This is a genomic window from Caballeronia terrestris (assembly GCF_001544515.1).
GTDB classification, from domain to species: domain Bacteria; phylum Pseudomonadota; class Gammaproteobacteria; order Burkholderiales; family Burkholderiaceae; genus Caballeronia; species Caballeronia terrestris.
Window position 1 is genome coordinate 57212 of sequence record NZ_FCOL02000012.1, and the last position, 15410, is coordinate 72621.

Here is a 15410-nt window from a genome sequence, read left to right on the forward strand (position 1 = left end):
AATGTGCAAAACTCGCTGCACAAAAACAGCTTTCGATGGAGACAGACCATGCCCGGCGTCACGGAACGCACCCTCGCCGTCCTCGAATATCTCGCCACGCAGATGGAGGGCACGCCGCTCGCGCTCATCTCGGCCGAACTCGATATTCCGCGCAGCGCGTGTCATCGGCTGCTGGTCGATCTCAAGCAGTGCGGCTACGTGCGGCAGTTGCGCGAACACGGCGACTACGTGCTCACGACGAAGCTCGTCGGCTTGGGGCTCGGGTTTCTCGCGACGTCGGGCATCGTAGATATCGCGCAGACAATGCTCGACCGGCTCGCGGAGACGTCGGGGGAACTCGTGCGCCTCGCAATCGTCGATGGCGACAGGCTCACGTGGGTCGCAAAGTCGCAAGGGGCGCTCAAGGGCCTGCGTTACGACCCGGACATGGGCATGGACACGATCCTCTCGTGCAGCGCGACCGGCCACGCATGGATGATGACGATGAGCGACGAGCGCGCACTCGAACTGGTCTCGCGGCAGGGATTCGGGCAGCCGAAGCAGTACGGCCCGAAAGCGCCGACGACCGTGCAGGGCTTGCTGGAGTTCGTCCACGCGGCGCGGGCACGCGGCTATGCGACGATCGACCAGGTGTTCGCGCCGGGCATGACCGCGATGGCCGCGCCCGTGCAGCGCCGCAACTATCCGGCGATCGGCGTGATCAGCATTGCCGGGCCGGCCGTGCGGCTGGACGAGAAGCGCATGAAGAATCTTGGGCCTGCATTGCTCGCGGCTGCGTTCGAACTGGCGGCGGCGAGCAATGCGTCACCGCTTTTCAATCGCGGTCGGTAGGAAGGGTCATTCGCTGCCAAGACCGAGATGTTCGCGCGCGGCTTCGAGGATCTCGTCGGAGAGTGGATCGCCGCGTACGGCGCGCGCGAGCGTCACGGCACCGATCAGCATCGATAGCCGCGCGAGTGCGAGCTTTTTAAGCCGCTTTGTCTGGCGCGCCTCCGAATACGACGTCAGCACCGCGACGAGCGCTTTCAGTCCGCGTATATAGACACCTCGCACGGGCTTGTCCGCATCCTCGCGCCCCACGTCGGCGGCGAGCGAATTCGCCGGGCATCCCGCGCCGGGCTGGTCCCGCTGCTTCGCGCTGAGGTAGTGCTTCGCGAGCGCGTCGAGGGCGGCCGCTTCATTCGCGCCGTCTTTCGCGAACGACTTCCAGCGCGCCGCCGACTCCTCGAACGCTTTACCGCATGCGAGCGCGACAAGCTCGTCCTTCGAGTCGAAATGACCGTAAAAGCCGCCGTGGGTAAGGCCCGCGGACGCCATGATGTCCGCAACGGACACGCCGTTGAAGCCATGCTCCTTGAAAAGACGCGCGGACGCTTCCTCGATGAGCAGCCGGTTCTTGTCGGTTTGTTCGCGGGACACGCGCGGCATCGTTCAGCTCCGGAGTGACTTAAGTCGCATACTGCGCCTCGCCGTTGCCGAACGACCAGTTCTCCTTCTGCACTTCGACGAGGCTGATGAACACGTCCTCTCGTCGCAACCCGATTCGCTCGTGCAATCCGTCGACGAGCGCCTTGTAGAACGCGCGCTTCATGCCCAGGTCGCGGCCCGCGTTCAGCGTAATCTGCAGGATCACGCACTGCGGCGACCGCTCGATGCCGAGATACGTCGGATCAGCAATGAAATCACTTGGCTTGTGCTCGGTCACGATCATGAAGCGGTCGTTGGCGGGCACGTTCAGGGTGGTGGTCATCGCGTTGTAGACTTCGTCAGCGATGGCGGTGCGGTACTCGGCCGATTGGCCTTCGGCAAGATCGATACGTACGAGCGGCATGTCGATTTCCTCGATGCGGGCAGTGAAATCCCAGAATAGATGATGATCGAACTTTATTCAATAGATTTCAGTCGTCATCTATTTGGTCTGTGGTTTCGCCGTCCCGGCAGCATCCGCCGCAGCGTATCGTCGCGAAGAATCAGGTGATGGAAGAGCGCGCCCAGCACATGAAAACCGACCAGCGCGATCAGCACCCAAGCGGTGAACTTGTGGACATCGCCGAGCGCGTGTCCGGTCGATGAACCTGTCGCCGCGAGCGGCGGAAGCGGCACGATGTGAAAGAGCGACACGGCCCATCCGCGCGACGACGCATTGGCCCAGCCCATCAGCGGAAACGCGATCAGAAGCGCATAAAGCAGCCAATGCGTGACGCGCGCGGCCGTCCTGAAGACGCGCGGCACCATCTCCGGTTCGGGCAGCAGCGGATGCATCAGGCGCCATACAAAACGCCCGAGCATGACGATGACGATCAGCGCGCCAACGGAAAGATGCAGTCCCACGAGCCCGACAGGCTTCGTATCGCGATGCACGTCGGGCATCAGCCAGCCGATCGCATACTGAACGACGAGCAGCAATACGGTGATCCAGTGAAAGAATTTGTCGGCCGCGCTGAACGCGGGCCGGCTTGTTATACGGGTGTTGATCATGGGGAGCGGTTGTCGTCAAGGTGCAAGTGAAGCGACCAATTCCGGCATGATGCCGCCCGCAGTCGATGTCAGGCTTAGTAGCGGCTTACTTGTAGTACGGCGACTGTCAGGTAAAACGGTACGAACGCCCGTGCGCCGCCTGCAAACGTTCTCTCTGTCAACACGATCGGAAGTCCGTTAAAGTCGGACGAACGTCGCAGCAACAAACGCCGCAAGCCGCATCCCTCCGACGATTCGCTTTCCCGTCCACCCGAACGGAGCAACACCGATGCAACTCAAGTGCGCCAATCTCTTCGAGCAGTCCGCGTATGTCGGCGGAACGTGGATCGAAGCGACCTCCCAGCCGAACGAAACGGTCGTCAATCCGGCGAACGGCGAGCCGGTCGGCCGCGTGCCGCGTCTCACTGCGGCGCAAGCAAACGATGCGGTCAGCCACGCCGCAACGGCGTTCGACGAATGGCGCGAGTGGAGCGGCCGCGAGCGCGCGTGCGTGTTGCGCGAGTGGGCGCAGCTCGTCAAGACGCATCGCGACGATCTCGCGATCATCCTCAGTTCCGAGCAGGGCAAGCCGATCCACGAAGCGCGAGCCGAGATCGCGCAGGCGGCGAACTACATCGAGTGGTTCTCGGAGGAGTCGCGGCGCATCTACGGCGACAACATGCCCGCCGCGCGGCGCAGCCAGCGCGTTCACGTCATCAAGCAGCCGGTCGGCGTGTGCGCGGCGATCACGTCGTGGACATTTCCTTCGTCGATGGTCGCGCGTAAAGTGGGTGCCGCGCTCGCCGCCGGGTGCACGGTCGTGCTGAAGCCGTCATCGCAGGCGCCGTTTTCCGCGCTCGCGCTCTGCGTGCTCGCGGAAAACGCGGGCCTGCCGCGCGGCGTGTTCTCGGTGCTGACGGGCGACGATGACACGCTGATTCCCGCGCTGCTCGACAGCCCGCTCGTCAGGAAGGTGTCGTTCACCGGCAGCATCGACGCCGGCAAGAAACTGATGGCGCGCTGCGCGGACACAGTCAAGAAAGTATCGCTGGAACTCGGCGCGAGTTCGCCGTTCATCGTCTTCGACGACGCCGATCTCGACCTCGCCGTCTCCGGCGCGGTCGCGGCGCGGTTCCGCCACACAGGCCAGGCGGCGATGTGCGCGAACCGCTTTCTGATCCATGACCGCGTGCACGACGAGTTCGTGCGACGGCTAGCGGGCAAGGTGAAGGCGCTGAAAGTCGGCGACGGCATGCACGACGACTCGCAAGTCGGCCCGCTCATCGACGGCGCCGCGCTCGCGCGCATCGAGGCGATGGTGGCGCAGGCAGTCGGCGCGGGCGCGAAGGTGGTCGCGGGCGGGCAGCGCCATCCAGCGGGCCCGAACTTCTATCAGCCGACGGTGCTGACCGACGTCGATCCGTCGATGGACATTTGCGGCGACGAAATCCTCGGACCGGTCGCGAGCGTGATCCGCTTCAGCGACGAAGCCGAAGCGCTGCGTCTCGCGAACCAGCCTCGCACTGGGCTTGCCGCGTACTTCTACACGTCAGACCTGAACCGCTCGTTTCGCGTCGTGGAAGCGCTGGAATGCGGCGTGGTCGGCGTGAACGAGACGCTCGTGTTCAACGAGGTCGCGCCATTCGGCGGCGTGAAGGAATCGGGGATGGGGCGGGAAGGCTCGCACTACGGCGTCGATGAATATCTCGACACCAAGTACGTGTGCATCGGGAACGTCGGATGAAAAACGGCGCGTCCAGACGACGCGCCGTTCAGCAAGAACTCAGCGCTCGCGCCGTGCGCGCACCGCGCGCGCGAGCGTGTCGAGCACAGGCTCGGTCTGCGCCCAGCCGAGGCACGCATCCGTGATCGACACGCCGTAGCGCAGCGGCACGCCCGGCTTCAGGTCCTGCCGCCCTTCCTCCAGATGGCTCTCGATCATCACGCCGGTGATGCGCGTGTCGCCCTGCGTCAGTTGCGCGGCGACGTCGTTCGCGACATCCGTCTGGCGCAGATGCGACTTGCCCGAGTTCGCGTGGGAGAAGTCGACCATCACCTGTTCGCGCAGGCCGACTGCCTTCAGCGCGGCACAACACGCCTCGACCGACGCAGCATCGTAGTTCGGCCCTTTCTTGCCGCCGCGCAGGATGACGTGCGCGTCGTCGTTGCCGCGCGTCTCGAAGATGGCGGCCATGCCCATTTTGGTCATGCCCATGAACGCGTGGCTCGCGCGGGCCGCCACGATTGCGTCCGCTGCGATCTGCACGCCGCCGTCGGTGCCGTTCTTGAAGCCGATCGGGCAGCTCATGCCCGATGCAAGCTGCCGATGGCTCTGGCTCTCGGTCGTGCGCGCGCCGATCGCGCCCCACGCGATCAGGTCCGCGATGTACTGCGGGCTCAGCAGGTCCAGGAATTCGGTAGCCGTCGGCAGGCCGATGCTGCTCACGTCGAGCAGCAACTGCCGCGCGCGCCGCAGGCCTTCGTTGATCCGGTAACTGCCGTCGAGACGCGGATCGTTGATGTAGCCCTTCCAGCCGACCGTCGTGCGCGGCTTCTCGAAGTAGACGCGCATCACGATCAAAAGGTCGTCGGAGAGCGCATCGGCGGCGGTTTTCAGGCGGCGCGCGTAGTCGAGCGCCTGGTCGTGATCGTGGATCGAACACGGACCGACGACTGCCACGAGGCGATCGTCGCGGCCGTGCAGGATATTGGCGATTTCGGCGCGGCTTTTTTCGACGAGCGACTGCACCGTGGTGGGCACGGGCAGTTCGTCGAGCAGCAGCGCGGGGGAAATCAGCGGGCGCACGGCGCCAATGCGGACGTCGTCGATGCGCGTCGTGTCCTGGGTGGAGTCGGCCAAGCCGACTTCCTGATCGCGTTGCGGGTTGTCGATGCGAGTCAAGGCGGTTCTCCCGGGTCGTGCAGTGAGCAAATCGCGATTATCGCATTCGTTCCTTACTCGGCCGGGTCACTGTGCTGCGTGCCTCAAACAGGCGTCGTATCGACGATCGACCCCGTGCGCGCCGCCTCGACGATCGCCTCCGTGATGCGCAAATTCTGCAAGCCATCGCGCGCGCTGACGATCGGCTCCGCCTCGCCACGCACCACGCAGCCGAAGTGCTCGATCTGATGCTTGAGCGGATCGTCGCGCGTCACGTCGGCGACGCTCACGTCGAACGGCTTCCACCACGAGCGGTCCTCGGCGCGGCCGTAGGTCTTGAGGCGCATCGTAGGCACGGAGAGCGAGCCGAAGGTGCCCGCGATCACATAGCAATCCTCGTCGGGATAGGTCGCGTAGGCCTTGTTCTCCTGCGACGTCTGCTCCCAGCTCCGCGCGCTCGCGGCCGTGTCGGACAGCATGAACGTGCCAAGCGCGCCGCCCGCGAAACGCAGGTTGATCGCAACCGTATCCTCGACCGGAAAGCCGCGCGTCGCCTGCGACGCGAACGCCTGCACCGCGACGATGTCGCCGCAGAGCATGCGCAGGTTGTGCACCTCGTGGATCATGTTGAGCAGGATCGGGCCCGCGCCCGGTTCCTTGCGCCACGGGGCATCGGCGAAATAGTGGTCGGGCTTGAAGAACACGGCGCTGCCCATCACCGCGACGAGCTTGCCGAGCCGCCCCTCGTCGATCAGTTGCTTCGCGCGCGCCATGATCGGGCTGTGAGCGCGATGATGACCGATCAGGATTTTCGCGCCCGTGCGCTCCGCTTCCTTCACGAGCGTCTCGGCTTCCTCGACCGTCGGCGCGACCGGTTTTTCCAGCAGCATCGGCACACCGGCCTCGATGCACTTCAGCGCATGCTCGACGTGCAACTGGTTCGGCGTCGCGAGCACGACACCGTCGGGGCGGTCCTTCCCGAACAGTTCGTCGAGCGAGCGATAGAGCGGCACGCCGGCCTTCGCGGCGATATCGACGGCGGCCGGCGAAGGATCGACGATCGCCGACAGCATGCACGTCGGGCTCGACTGAATCACGCCCATGTGCGCGAGTCCGATATAGCCGGCGCCTGCCACGGCGATGCGTGTCTTGGTCATTGCAGCGTCTCCTTGATGTGACGATCGGTAACGATCGATCCCGATTGCGCGATGCATCGGGTTGGAGCTAGATTAATATGCATTCAATCGAACACAATGCGGCCCCATGGAAAATCACAGTGCGCTGATAGCGAACAATGACGCCTTCCTGCGTGACCTCCAGTTGTTCTGTCTGGTCGCACGGCGGGCTAGTTTCATCACGGCATCGACGGAAATGGGAATCTCGCCGTCGCACGTCAGCAAGCGGATCGCGATGCTGGAGGCGAGTCTGGGCGTAAAACTCTTCGCGCGCACGACGCGGCGCGTCAGCATCACGAGCGACGGCGAAGCGGCGTTTCAATGGGCGCAGAAGATTCTCGAAGACGTGCAGGGCATGGCAGACGCGTTCGCTAGCCGCGCGAGCGGGCCGCGCGGCCTGCTGCGCATCGCGACGAGTTTTCGCCTCGGACGCAATCATGTTTCGCCGATCCTGTCGCTGTTGCGCAAACAATATCCCGATCTCGAGCTATGGCTCGAACTGCTCGACCGCCGCGCGGACATGGTCGCGGAAAATTTCGACATCGACATACGCGTCGGCGACGTAGAGGAGCCGCATCTGATCGCGCATCGGATCACGGAGAGCGTGCGGATTCTGTGCGCGGCGCCGGATTACATCGTGCGCCGCGGGGCGCCGAAGCATTTGACGGAGCTTGCGCAACACGACTGCCTGCTTTTTCGCGGACGCGACGACCGCTTCGGCGTCTGGCGCCTGACCGGCCCGCACGGCGACGAAAGCGTCAAGCTAACGGGGCCGATGGCGTCGAACCATACCGATATCGTGCTCCAGTGGGCGCATGCGGGGCACGGCATTCTGATGGCGTCGGTGTGGGACGTCGCGGAGAGTCTGCGCACCGGCGCGCTCGTGCGCGTGCTGCCGAATTACCGGCAACAGGCGGACGTGCTCGCCGTGACGTCGACGCGGGCGTCGTCGTCGGCGAAGATTCGCGTGTGCATCGATTTTCTGAAGGAGCAACTGACGAGCGGACCGTTCGCGCTCGTCACGCAGGGGGTTGGCGGCGTGTGAGACAGCGTTACGTCATGCGGCGTGGCGCATCGCGCTTGCGCCGCTTTGAGGTTGTGGCTGGCGGTGGTCGATTTCCGCCCTTCCATAGTCGAGCGCGAAGCTGTGCGCCGTGCCCGCGCACGGAAAATGGCCCAGCACGCCGCTTGCGCGCTGCACGCCGTTGCGTTCCTTCACGATCAGCATCGCCGCGTATTGACCTTCGTCGTACGCCGCGAGCGGTATGAGGAAAACATCCTTGTATGCGACCTCGGTATTTCGCATTGTCGATTCTCTCCAGGTTCGTCTGCCTTGTGCGCTCCCGGTAATGGTTTCCCGGTGCGTCGTTATGTTTATCATTGTGAGTAAACATAATTACCGACGCAGTCGGGGTTTCCCCTAGGAAAATGTTTTTCTTGCTGTTATCTGATGAAATATTCGCGTAGTAATGACTTCTTCAGACGAAGAAGTCCTGCGGAAAGGTGATGTCGATGCGCAAGGCGTCCATCGTCACCGATTCGATGAGCGCGCCGAATTCGTCTTCCGAGACCACTTCGATCGGCAGCGACGTTGCAGGATCGAAGCGCAGACGATAGCGATGCACGCCCGCTACCGTTCGGGCGGAAGCGCCGTCGACCACTAAATGAGCGCCATCGATACGCATCACACCGCCCTTTCCGAGCGCGCGGACGTTACGCAGCAGCGTGCCCATGTCGGACTGATCGACGCGATGCCCGTGCGGGCCGCGAATCATCGGATTGTCGGGGTCGAGCGCCAGAGAAGGAAAGCGCGGAAAGCCGAATGGCCAGACGCGCGCCGTCCGCGTTTCTGGACTGTAGATGAGCGTCGCGCCCGCGTGCGGCCGGACGAAATCCATCCGGATGAAGCCGGGCTTGCGAAAGCTGTAGCGAAGTTCGATCGCGTCGCCGTCAGCGGGGTGCGAGCGGAGCGTCAGTTGGTAGGTCGTGAGCGCTTGGAAGCGCGCTTCGGCGGCCGTGAGGGCGGCATCGGGGGACATCGTTGATTCATTGCGCCGCGCCAGACTGCTCGTCGCGCGGCTTCGCATCCTCGCTCGCCATGCGCAGATACGCTGCCGCGAGCCGCCGAAGCTCATCCTCGCTGGCGTCCTCGATGCCGATCAGCTTGTCGCTCGCCGCGCGATGCGACGCGATCAGCTCGTTCAACTTCAGATGCAACGCGACGCTGTCCTTGTTCTGGCTCTGCTGGATCAGGAACACCATCACGAACGTGACGATCGTCGTCCCCGTGTTGATCACGAGTTGCCAGTTCTCCGAGTAGTGAAAAAACGGCCCCGTCACGCCCCACACGACCACCGAGGTCACCGCCAGCGCGAACGCGAGCGGAGAACCGGCCCAGCGCGTGACGGCGCTCGCGAATGCGTCGAAGGCTCGGGTGAGCGGATGGCCCGCCGCGTAGGCGGGGCTCGACGTATCGGGGACCGTGGCGAGTTCGTCGGTCGAAAGCGTGGCTTCCTTGCGCATCGTATTGCTCCTTGTCTTTGAAAAGCATAGAAGCAAGGCACATGCCTTACATCGACATTTCATCGACAAACGGAAAACGTCAATGCGCCACCTTCGCCGGCACCGCGCGACGCCTGAGCACCCTCGCCTGCAATACGATCACGAGCAGCAGGAACAAGCCGCGAATCACCGATTGCCAGTACGCCGACAAGCTGATGTACCCGAGCCCGTTCTCGAAGTTCAGCAGGTTGAACACGAGCCCGAGCAGCGCGACGCCCGCGATCGTCATCGCGATCGATCCTTCACCGCCGGTCAGCCGCGTGCCGCCGAGCACGACCGCCGAGATCGCGAACAGCTCCCAGCCGACGCCTTCGTTCGGCTGTCCCGCGCCGAACTGCGCGGCGAGGATCGCGCCCGCGATGCCCGCGAGCAGCCCGCTAACCGCGTACACGGCGACGAGCGTGCGGTCGACGTTGAGCCCCATCAGCCGCGACGCCTCTTCGCTGCCGCCGATCGCCAGTGCGTGCCGTCCGAAGCGCGTGTTGCGCAGTGCGATCCAGCCGAGCACGGCAGCGGCCGCGGCGACGAGTCCGGGAATCGGCAGATCGAACAGGTCACCCTGGCCGAACGCGGCGAAATTCGATTCCGCCGAGATCGCGACCGCGTCGTTGTGACCAAGCAGTAGCGCGAGCCCGTGCGCGCCGAGGCTCGTCGCGAGCGTCACGATGAACGGCAAAATCCGCATGTGCGTGATGACGAGCCCGTTCAGCACGCCGACGGCGAGCCCCGCGCACGAGCCCGCCAGCACCGCCGCGACGCCGCCGTGCGGACTCGCGAGCGCCGCGACCACGCTCGCGAGCGCGGCCACGGCGCCGACCGACAGATCGATGCCGCCCGTGATGATCACGAACGCCATGCCGACGGAGATCAGCGCGAACATCGAGTTGTAGCGCCAGAACGACGTGATGTTGTACGCCGACGCGAAGTGCTCGTAGCGCACGACGCCGAGCACGAGCAGCGCCACGAGCGCGATGAGGATCGGAAGGTTCTTTTTCATGTCGATGGCCTTTGAGCGCTCAGTGCCGGCGCCGCTGCACGTACACCGCCGCGATGATGATGCCCGCCTTCAGCACGAGCGCCGCCGCATCGGGAATGCCGTGCGCGAGCAGCGTGTAGCGCAGCAACTGGATGATGAGCGCGCCGATCAGCGTCCCCGCGATATACGCCTTGCCGCCGGTCAGCGCCGTCCCGCCGACGGCCACGGCGGCGATGGCGTCGAGTTCAGAGCCCAGGCCGATCACGTTCGCATCCGACGACGAATTCACCGAAATCGAGATCAGCCCCGCGAGTCCGGCGAGCGCGGCGCACACGGTGTACGCGATCATCTTCACGCGCGCGGTGGGGATGCCGCTCAGGTACGCGGCCTGTTCGTTGCCGCCGGTCACGAGCAGGTACTTGCCGAAGAGCGTCTTCCTCACGATCCACGCGAACAGCGCGACGAGCGCGAACATCAGCAGGATCTGGAACGGCACGCCCGCCACCTTGCCGAGCGCGATCCACTGGAACGCGGGGTTGTTGAACGCTTGCAGGCTGCCGTCGGTGACGACCTGCGCGATGCCGCGTCCCGCGATGAACAGCACGAGCGTCGCGACGATCGGCTGGACTTCGAGCCGCGTCACGAGAAAGCCGTTAAAGACCCCGCACACAGCGGCCGCGAGAATCGGCAGGGTGAAGGCGAGCACGAGGCCGAGCGGCCCGTCGATGTTCATGAAGAGCATCGGCGCAAGCGCCCCGGCGATCGCCATCGACGCGCCCACCGACAAATCGATCCCGCCCGTCGCGACGACGAGCGTCATGCCGATCCCGACGATCACGATCGTCACGACCTGCGTCAGGTTGACATTGAACGTCTGCAGCGACCAGAAGTGATCGGTGAAGATGAGGTTGAACACGATCATCGCGACGAGCACCGCGATTTCGCGCTGGATCGTCAGGCGATGTTTCTTCTTGGGCGTCGCCTCGGGCAGCGCCACGGCGGCGGGTTTTTGCGTCATGACTTCGTTCCTTCGCTTGTCCCCACCGCCTGCGCGAGCGTCGATGTTTCGCCCGAGCCGTAGGCGATCGCATCCATGATGGACGCCTCGCTCATGCGCGCGCCGTCGAGCCCGGCGACGGTCTCGCCGTCGCGGATCACGACCGCGCGGTCGGCCACCGCCGTCAGTTCTTCCAGTTCCGACGCCGAGAGCAGCACCGCGAGCCCCGAATCGCGCAGCTCGCGCACGATCTTCGCGACATCGGCTTTCGCGCCGACATCGATGCCGCGCGTGGGTTCGTCGAGGAGCAAGAGCTTCGGATCGGTTGCGAGCCAGCGCGCGAGCAGCACCTTTTGCTGGTTGCCGCCGGAGAGTTCGCGGATCGGCTGGTCGGGCGAACGCAGCTTGATGCCGAGCGATTCGATGAAGCCATCGACGATCTCGCGCTGCCTCGCGACATCAACGACGCCGCGCTTCGTCAGCGTGCGCAGGCACACGAGCGTGAGGTTGTCGCGCACGGAAAGCTCCGGCACGATGCCTTCGGCCTTGCGGTCTTCCGTCAGATAAGCGATGCCGCGCGCGATCGCGTCCTGCGGCGACCTGAGCGCGACGGGCTTGCCGTCGATCGTCAGCGTGCCGCGCTGCGGACGGTCGGCGCCGAAAAGAAGGCGCATCGTCTCCGTGCGGCCCGAGCCGAGCAGACCGGCCAGTCCGACGGCTTCGCCAGCGTGTACATCGAGCGTCACGTTGGTGACTTTCGCGCCGCTCGCGAGGCCTTCGGCGCTCAACGCGACGCCACCGCGCTTCGCCAGATTCGCCTCTTTCACGGCGCTGTCTTCCTGCACGACGGCGGCGAGCGTGCGGCCAAGCATCGTCGTGACGAGTTGCAGCTTGTCCATGCCTTCCATCGCGCTTTCGGCAACGGTCTGGCCGTCGCGCATCACCGTCACGCGGTCGCAGAGCGCATACAGTTCGTCGAGCCGGTGCGACACGAAGATCACCGCGCGGCCGTCGTCGCGCAGACGCCGCACGACGTTGAAGAGCAGTTCGACTTCGCGCTCGTCGAGCGAGGACGTGGATTCGTCCATGATGACCATCCTCGCGTCCGACGATACGGCGCGCGCGAGCGCGACCATCTGCTGGATCGCGGTCGAATAGTCGCGCACGGGTTTTTCGACGTCGATCTGCAAGCCGAACGAGTCGAGCAGCGCCTTCGCTTTGGCGCGCACGCTCTTCCAGTCGATCATGCCGAAGCGGCGCGGCTCGCGACCCAGAAAAATGTTCTCCGCGACCGAACGGAACGGCACGAGGTTGATTTCCTGATAGATCGTGCTGATGCCCGCCTCGCGCGCTTCCTTCGGCGTGCGGAAATCGACTTCGCGGCCATCGAAACGGATCGTGCCGCCCGAGCGCCGGTAGGCACCGGTAAGGATCTTGATGAGCGTCGACTTGCCCGCGCCGTTCTGGCCGATCAGCGCATGCACCTCGCCCGCCGCGACCGTCAGCCGCGCGTGGCGCAACGCCGCGACGCCGCCGAAACTGATGTCGATGTCCTGCATGTCGAGCAGCGGACGCGCGGTTTGTGCCGGCGTTTCCATGTGCTGCGTCTCCTTCTGTCTTCGGTTCGCTTCAACCTTGAGTTGTCGGCCAGCCGCGCATGGCGACGCACCGCCACATCGGGCGGCCTGCGACCTTCCGGACCAGCCGTCTGGCCCTCCCGGCGCCAGACGCCGCGCGCCCGCATCCCAAGCAAGGACGACGGCCTGGCCGACAATCCCGTCGGCAACACTTGAGTCCGGCGTACAAAAGGAGCGGCCGCCCGCGTAAGTTCGCAGACGCGCCGCTCCAAACACCTTCGCTATTACTGTTTCCAGCTCGTGAGCGCGATCAATACCCGTACTGCATGCTTTCCTTGACGTTGCTCTTGTCGTAGAAGCGGTCGGAGACCTTGACCCACGGCGGCACCGTTTCGCCCTTCGCGAACTTCTGCGCCACGTCGCAGGCGAGCGGCCCGAAGAACGGGCTCGATTGCACGCTCGCGCCCAGTTCACCCGCTGCGATCGCTTCGAGTCCGCCCTTGGTCCCGTCGATCGTCACGAGCACGATGTCCTTGCCCGGCTGCTTGCCGGCCGCCTTGATTGCGGCGATCGCGCCGAGCGCCATTTCGTCGTTGTGCGCGTAGACGGCGGTCACGTCCGGATGCGCCTGAAGCAGCGTCTCCATGACCTGGCGGCCCTTGTCGCGCGCGAAGTCGCCGCTTTGCGACGCGACGATCTTCATGCCCGGATTCTTCGCGATGACTTCGTCGAAGCCCTTCTTGCGGTCGTTCGCGGCGGACGCGCCCGTCGAGCCTTCCAGTTCGATGATGGTCGCCTTGCCGCTCGTCGCCTTGACGAGCCAGTCGGCGGCGCGGTGGCCCTGGTCGATGAAGTCCGAGCCGATGAACGTGATGTAGTCGCGCCCGGCCTTCGCCATCGACTGGTCGACGTTACGGTCGACGAGAATTACCGGGATGCCGGCCTTCTTCGCCTGCAACACGACCGGCGCGAGCGGCTTTTCCTCGCGCGGCGGGAACACGAGCAAATCGACGTGCTGCGCGATCATGCTCTGGATATCCGCGACCTGCTTCGCGGGCGAACTGTTGGCGTCGGTCATGACCATCTGCCATCCGCACTTCGCGGCGACGTCCTTGAAGCTCTTGGTCTCGGCGAGACGCCACGGGTTGTTGCTCTCGGTCTGCGCGAAGCCGACTTTCAGCGGCTTTTTGTTGGCGATCTTGGGCAGGGCGTCGTCCGCGGCGCTGGCGATGCCGGCAGCTCCGAGGCCCGCGACGAGCGACAGCGCGACGAGCGATGCCGCGAGCGGACGAATGCCAGTGGCGCACCGGCGTGAGGTTTTTGTTCCAAGCGACAGCATGTCTTCCTCCGATAGGGATGGTTTGCTTGTTCTGTGCTGCTGATGCGCACTGCGGTTGTAGTTCTTATGGCTTCCGAAGTCCGTCGATTATTCCACCGTGTTTTATTAACGGTCAATCGCTAATATTATTAGTTGCGAGCTGCTTTGCTTCGGTAATTACCCTGACTGACGCGCGTTCGACGAGCGGTCCGTCGAGCTTCACCGTCCGATGCCGCACCGGTGCGCCGGCCGCGCGGTTGTGCTCTTCCTGCAGTAGCGTTTCGACCGCCCAGCGGCCTAGCTCGTAGTTCGGCAGCACCACCGTCGAAAGCGGCGGATGCGTGTGGCGCGCGATTTCCTGGTCGTCGTAGCCGAGCACCGAGACGTCTTCGGGTACGCGCAGGCCGAGTTGTTTCAGTGCCTCGATCGCGCCGAGCGCCATCAGGTCGTTCGCGCAAAAGATCGCGGTCGGCGGGTTGAGTTCGCGCATCAGCGAGAGCGTCTGTTCGAAGCCCGTACCCGAACTCCAGTCGCCCTCGCGCACGAGTTCCGGCGCGTATGGCAGGTCGGCGGTGGCGAGCGCCGTGCGGTATCCCTTCAGGCGGTCGCGCGCCGCGTCCTGCCACGGCTCGCCGTTGATATAGCCGATCCGCCGATGCCCCGCGTTGAGCAGGTGATCGGTCGCGGCGTGACCGCCCGCGACCTCCGCCGGCACCACCGACGACAGGTTCACGTCGCTCGTGTAACAGTTGAGCAGCACGGTCGGCACCTGCGAGAGCGCGGCGGGCGGCGTCACGCGCCGCGTGTAGACGGTCGCGTAGATCACGCCGAGCACGTTCGGGTTGGTGAGCGCCGCGTCGAGGACCTGCTGCTCGATCTCCGCGTTGCCGTGCGTCGAATAGACCGCGAGCATGCGGCCGTGGGCGAACGCGGCATCGCGCGCGCCGTCGATGTTCACGACCGGATGCGGGCTCGTCGAGATCTCGTCGGCGAGATAGACGATCAGGTTGCGCTCGCCGGGGGCGTCGAGCGCGAGCGGTTCGCGCGCCGTCATCCGGTAGCCGAGTTCCTGCGCGGCCTTGAGCACCTTGTCGCGCGTCGAGCCGGAAAACTTGGCGCCGCTCGCGTTGTTCAGCACGAGCGAAACCGTCGATTGCGAGACGCCAGTGAGCTTCGCGATGTCGGTCATCGTCGGGCGGCGTTGCGTGGATTTTTTCATTGTGTAGGCCGCTCGCGGGCGGCTGATGCCTGCATTCTTGCGTCGCACGTTACCACTAATAATATGCACGGACAACGCTCGGAAATGCTGTCGGTGTTATTACTAATAATATTGACGGGGCCGTGTGGCGCGTGCGATTCTGCGCGAATTGCGTGCAACTTCGTTGCACGGAGCCAGCGTACGGCGCGTGGCTGACGCAAGCGCGCTCAGGGTTAGACGAATGGGATCAGAGTACGGCGCTGAAGCGC

Annotated in this window: 16 protein-coding genes; 3 read left to right on the top strand and 13 right to left on the bottom strand. The window is 64.7% G+C overall.

Annotated elements, in window-relative coordinates:
- The first annotated feature begins 48 nt into the window (after nt 1-48).
- A complete protein-coding gene (locus AWB67_RS12780; RefSeq protein ID WP_087656615.1) occupies nt 49-831 on the top strand; it encodes an IclR family transcriptional regulator in 783 nt (260 codons plus the stop codon).
- 6 nt (nt 832-837) lie between these two features.
- Here AWB67_RS12780 and AWB67_RS12785 read toward each other — a convergent pair whose 3' ends face one another.
- From AWB67_RS12785 to AWB67_RS12795, 3 genes are all read right to left on the bottom strand, one after another.
- Nucleotides 838-1428 (bottom strand): TetR/AcrR family transcriptional regulator, encoded by a 591-nt coding sequence (locus AWB67_RS12785; RefSeq protein WP_087656616.1) that lies wholly within the window; start codon nt 1426-1428, stop codon nt 838-840.
- A gap of 19 nt (nt 1429-1447) precedes the next feature.
- Nucleotides 1448-1831: a tautomerase family protein gene (locus AWB67_RS12790; RefSeq protein ID WP_087656617.1), complete on the bottom strand. Its 384-nt coding sequence runs from the start codon at nt 1829-1831 to the stop codon at nt 1448-1450.
- Nucleotides 1832-1905: 74 nt separating this feature from the next.
- Nucleotides 1906-2478, bottom strand: a complete 573-nt coding sequence (locus AWB67_RS12795; protein WP_087656618.1) for a cytochrome b — start codon at nt 2476-2478, stop codon at nt 1906-1908.
- A 268-nt stretch (nt 2479-2746) separates the two neighbouring features.
- Here AWB67_RS12795 and AWB67_RS12800 point away from each other — a divergent pair, with 268 nt between their 5' ends.
- Complete coding sequence (locus AWB67_RS12800; RefSeq protein WP_087656619.1) at nt 2747-4201, top strand: NAD-dependent succinate-semialdehyde dehydrogenase; 1455 nt, start codon at nt 2747-2749, stop codon at nt 4199-4201.
- Nucleotides 4202-4240: 39 nt separating this feature from the next.
- On the opposite strand, the gene AWB67_RS12805 is transcribed toward AWB67_RS12800, so the two are convergent.
- Together AWB67_RS12805 and AWB67_RS12810 are read right to left on the bottom strand one after the other, a co-directional pair.
- Nucleotides 4241-5359, bottom strand: a complete 1119-nt coding sequence (locus tag AWB67_RS12805) for a 3-deoxy-7-phosphoheptulonate synthase (protein ID WP_087656620.1) — start codon at nt 5357-5359, stop codon at nt 4241-4243.
- A gap of 83 nt (nt 5360-5442) precedes the next feature.
- Nucleotides 5443-6495: a Gfo/Idh/MocA family protein gene (locus AWB67_RS12810; protein WP_087656621.1), complete on the bottom strand. Its 1053-nt coding sequence runs from the start codon at nt 6493-6495 to the stop codon at nt 5443-5445.
- A 106-nt stretch (nt 6496-6601) separates the two neighbouring features.
- Here AWB67_RS12810 and AWB67_RS12815 point away from each other — a divergent pair, with 106 nt between their 5' ends.
- On the top strand, nt 6602-7558 hold the full coding sequence (locus AWB67_RS12815; protein ID WP_087656622.1) for a LysR family transcriptional regulator: 957 nt from the start codon (nt 6602-6604) through the stop codon (nt 7556-7558).
- Between the two features lie 12 nt (nt 7559-7570).
- On the opposite strand, the gene AWB67_RS12820 is transcribed toward AWB67_RS12815, so the two are convergent.
- From AWB67_RS12820 to AWB67_RS12855, 8 genes are all read right to left on the bottom strand, one after another.
- Complete coding sequence (locus tag AWB67_RS12820; protein ID WP_087656623.1) at nt 7571-7819, bottom strand: hypothetical protein; 249 nt, start codon at nt 7817-7819, stop codon at nt 7571-7573.
- 172 nt (nt 7820-7991) lie between these two features.
- Nucleotides 7992-8552, bottom strand: a complete 561-nt coding sequence (locus AWB67_RS12825; protein WP_087656704.1) for a LolA family protein — start codon at nt 8550-8552, stop codon at nt 7992-7994.
- A gap of 7 nt (nt 8553-8559) precedes the next feature.
- Nucleotides 8560-9036, bottom strand: coding sequence for a low affinity iron permease family protein (locus AWB67_RS12830; RefSeq protein ID WP_087656624.1), 477 nt, complete (start codon nt 9034-9036; stop codon nt 8560-8562).
- Between the two features lie 79 nt (nt 9037-9115).
- Complete coding sequence (locus tag AWB67_RS12835) at nt 9116-10072, bottom strand: ABC transporter permease (protein ID WP_087656625.1); 957 nt, start codon at nt 10070-10072, stop codon at nt 9116-9118.
- A 19-nt stretch (nt 10073-10091) separates the two neighbouring features.
- Nucleotides 10092-11069: an ABC transporter permease gene (locus AWB67_RS12840; protein ID WP_087656626.1), complete on the bottom strand. Its 978-nt coding sequence runs from the start codon at nt 11067-11069 to the stop codon at nt 10092-10094.
- A complete protein-coding gene (locus AWB67_RS12845; RefSeq protein WP_087656627.1) occupies nt 11066-12646 on the bottom strand; it encodes a sugar ABC transporter ATP-binding protein in 1581 nt (526 codons plus the stop codon). Before AWB67_RS12845 ends, AWB67_RS12840 begins: the two co-directional genes overlap by 4 nt.
- Before the next feature lie 289 nt (nt 12647-12935).
- On the bottom strand, nt 12936-13964 hold the full coding sequence (locus tag AWB67_RS12850) for an ABC transporter substrate-binding protein (RefSeq protein ID WP_087656628.1): 1029 nt from the start codon (nt 13962-13964) through the stop codon (nt 12936-12938).
- Between the two features lie 112 nt (nt 13965-14076).
- The gene (locus tag AWB67_RS12855; RefSeq protein ID WP_087656705.1) at nt 14077-15132 is read right to left on the bottom strand and encodes a LacI family DNA-binding transcriptional regulator; all 1056 of its coding nucleotides are present in this window, start codon (nt 15130-15132) and stop codon (nt 14077-14079) included.
- Nucleotides 15133-15410 lie beyond the last annotated feature (278 nt).

Coding starts and splice junctions, on each gene's coding strand:
- AWB67_RS12835 (WP_087656625.1), bottom strand. CDS start 10,072: ATGAAAAAGAACCTTCCGATCCTCATCGCGCTCGTGGCGCTGCTCGTG.
- AWB67_RS12790 (WP_087656617.1), bottom strand. CDS start 1,831: ATGCCGCTCGTACGTATCGATCTTGCCGAAGGCCAATCGGCCGAGTAC.
- AWB67_RS12850 (WP_087656628.1), bottom strand. CDS start 13,964: ATGCTGTCGCTTGGAACAAAAACCTCACGCCGGTGCGCCACTGGCATT.
- AWB67_RS12845 (WP_087656627.1), bottom strand. CDS start 12,646: ATGGAAACGCCGGCACAAACCGCGCGTCCGCTGCTCGACATGCAGGAC.
- AWB67_RS12810 (WP_087656621.1), bottom strand. CDS start 6,495: ATGACCAAGACACGCATCGCCGTGGCAGGCGCCGGCTATATCGGACTC.
- AWB67_RS12855 (WP_087656705.1), bottom strand. CDS start 15,132: ATGACCGACATCGCGAAGCTCACTGGCGTCTCGCAATCGACGGTTTCG.
- AWB67_RS12800 (WP_087656619.1), top strand. CDS start 2,747: ATGCAACTCAAGTGCGCCAATCTCTTCGAGCAGTCCGCGTATGTCGGC.
- AWB67_RS12825 (WP_087656704.1), bottom strand. CDS start 8,552: ATGTCCCCCGATGCCGCCCTCACGGCCGCCGAAGCGCGCTTCCAAGCG.
- AWB67_RS12815 (WP_087656622.1), top strand. CDS start 6,602: ATGGAAAATCACAGTGCGCTGATAGCGAACAATGACGCCTTCCTGCGT.
- AWB67_RS12785 (WP_087656616.1), bottom strand. CDS start 1,428: ATGCCGCGCGTGTCCCGCGAACAAACCGACAAGAACCGGCTGCTCATC.
- AWB67_RS12820 (WP_087656623.1), bottom strand. CDS start 7,819: ATGCGAAATACCGAGGTCGCATACAAGGATGTTTTCCTCATACCGCTC.
- AWB67_RS12840 (WP_087656626.1), bottom strand. CDS start 11,069: ATGACGCAAAAACCCGCCGCCGTGGCGCTGCCCGAGGCGACGCCCAAG.
- AWB67_RS12795 (WP_087656618.1), bottom strand. CDS start 2,478: ATGATCAACACCCGTATAACAAGCCGGCCCGCGTTCAGCGCGGCCGAC.
- AWB67_RS12830 (WP_087656624.1), bottom strand. CDS start 9,036: ATGCGCAAGGAAGCCACGCTTTCGACCGACGAACTCGCCACGGTCCCC.
- AWB67_RS12780 (WP_087656615.1), top strand. CDS start 49: ATGCCCGGCGTCACGGAACGCACCCTCGCCGTCCTCGAATATCTCGCC.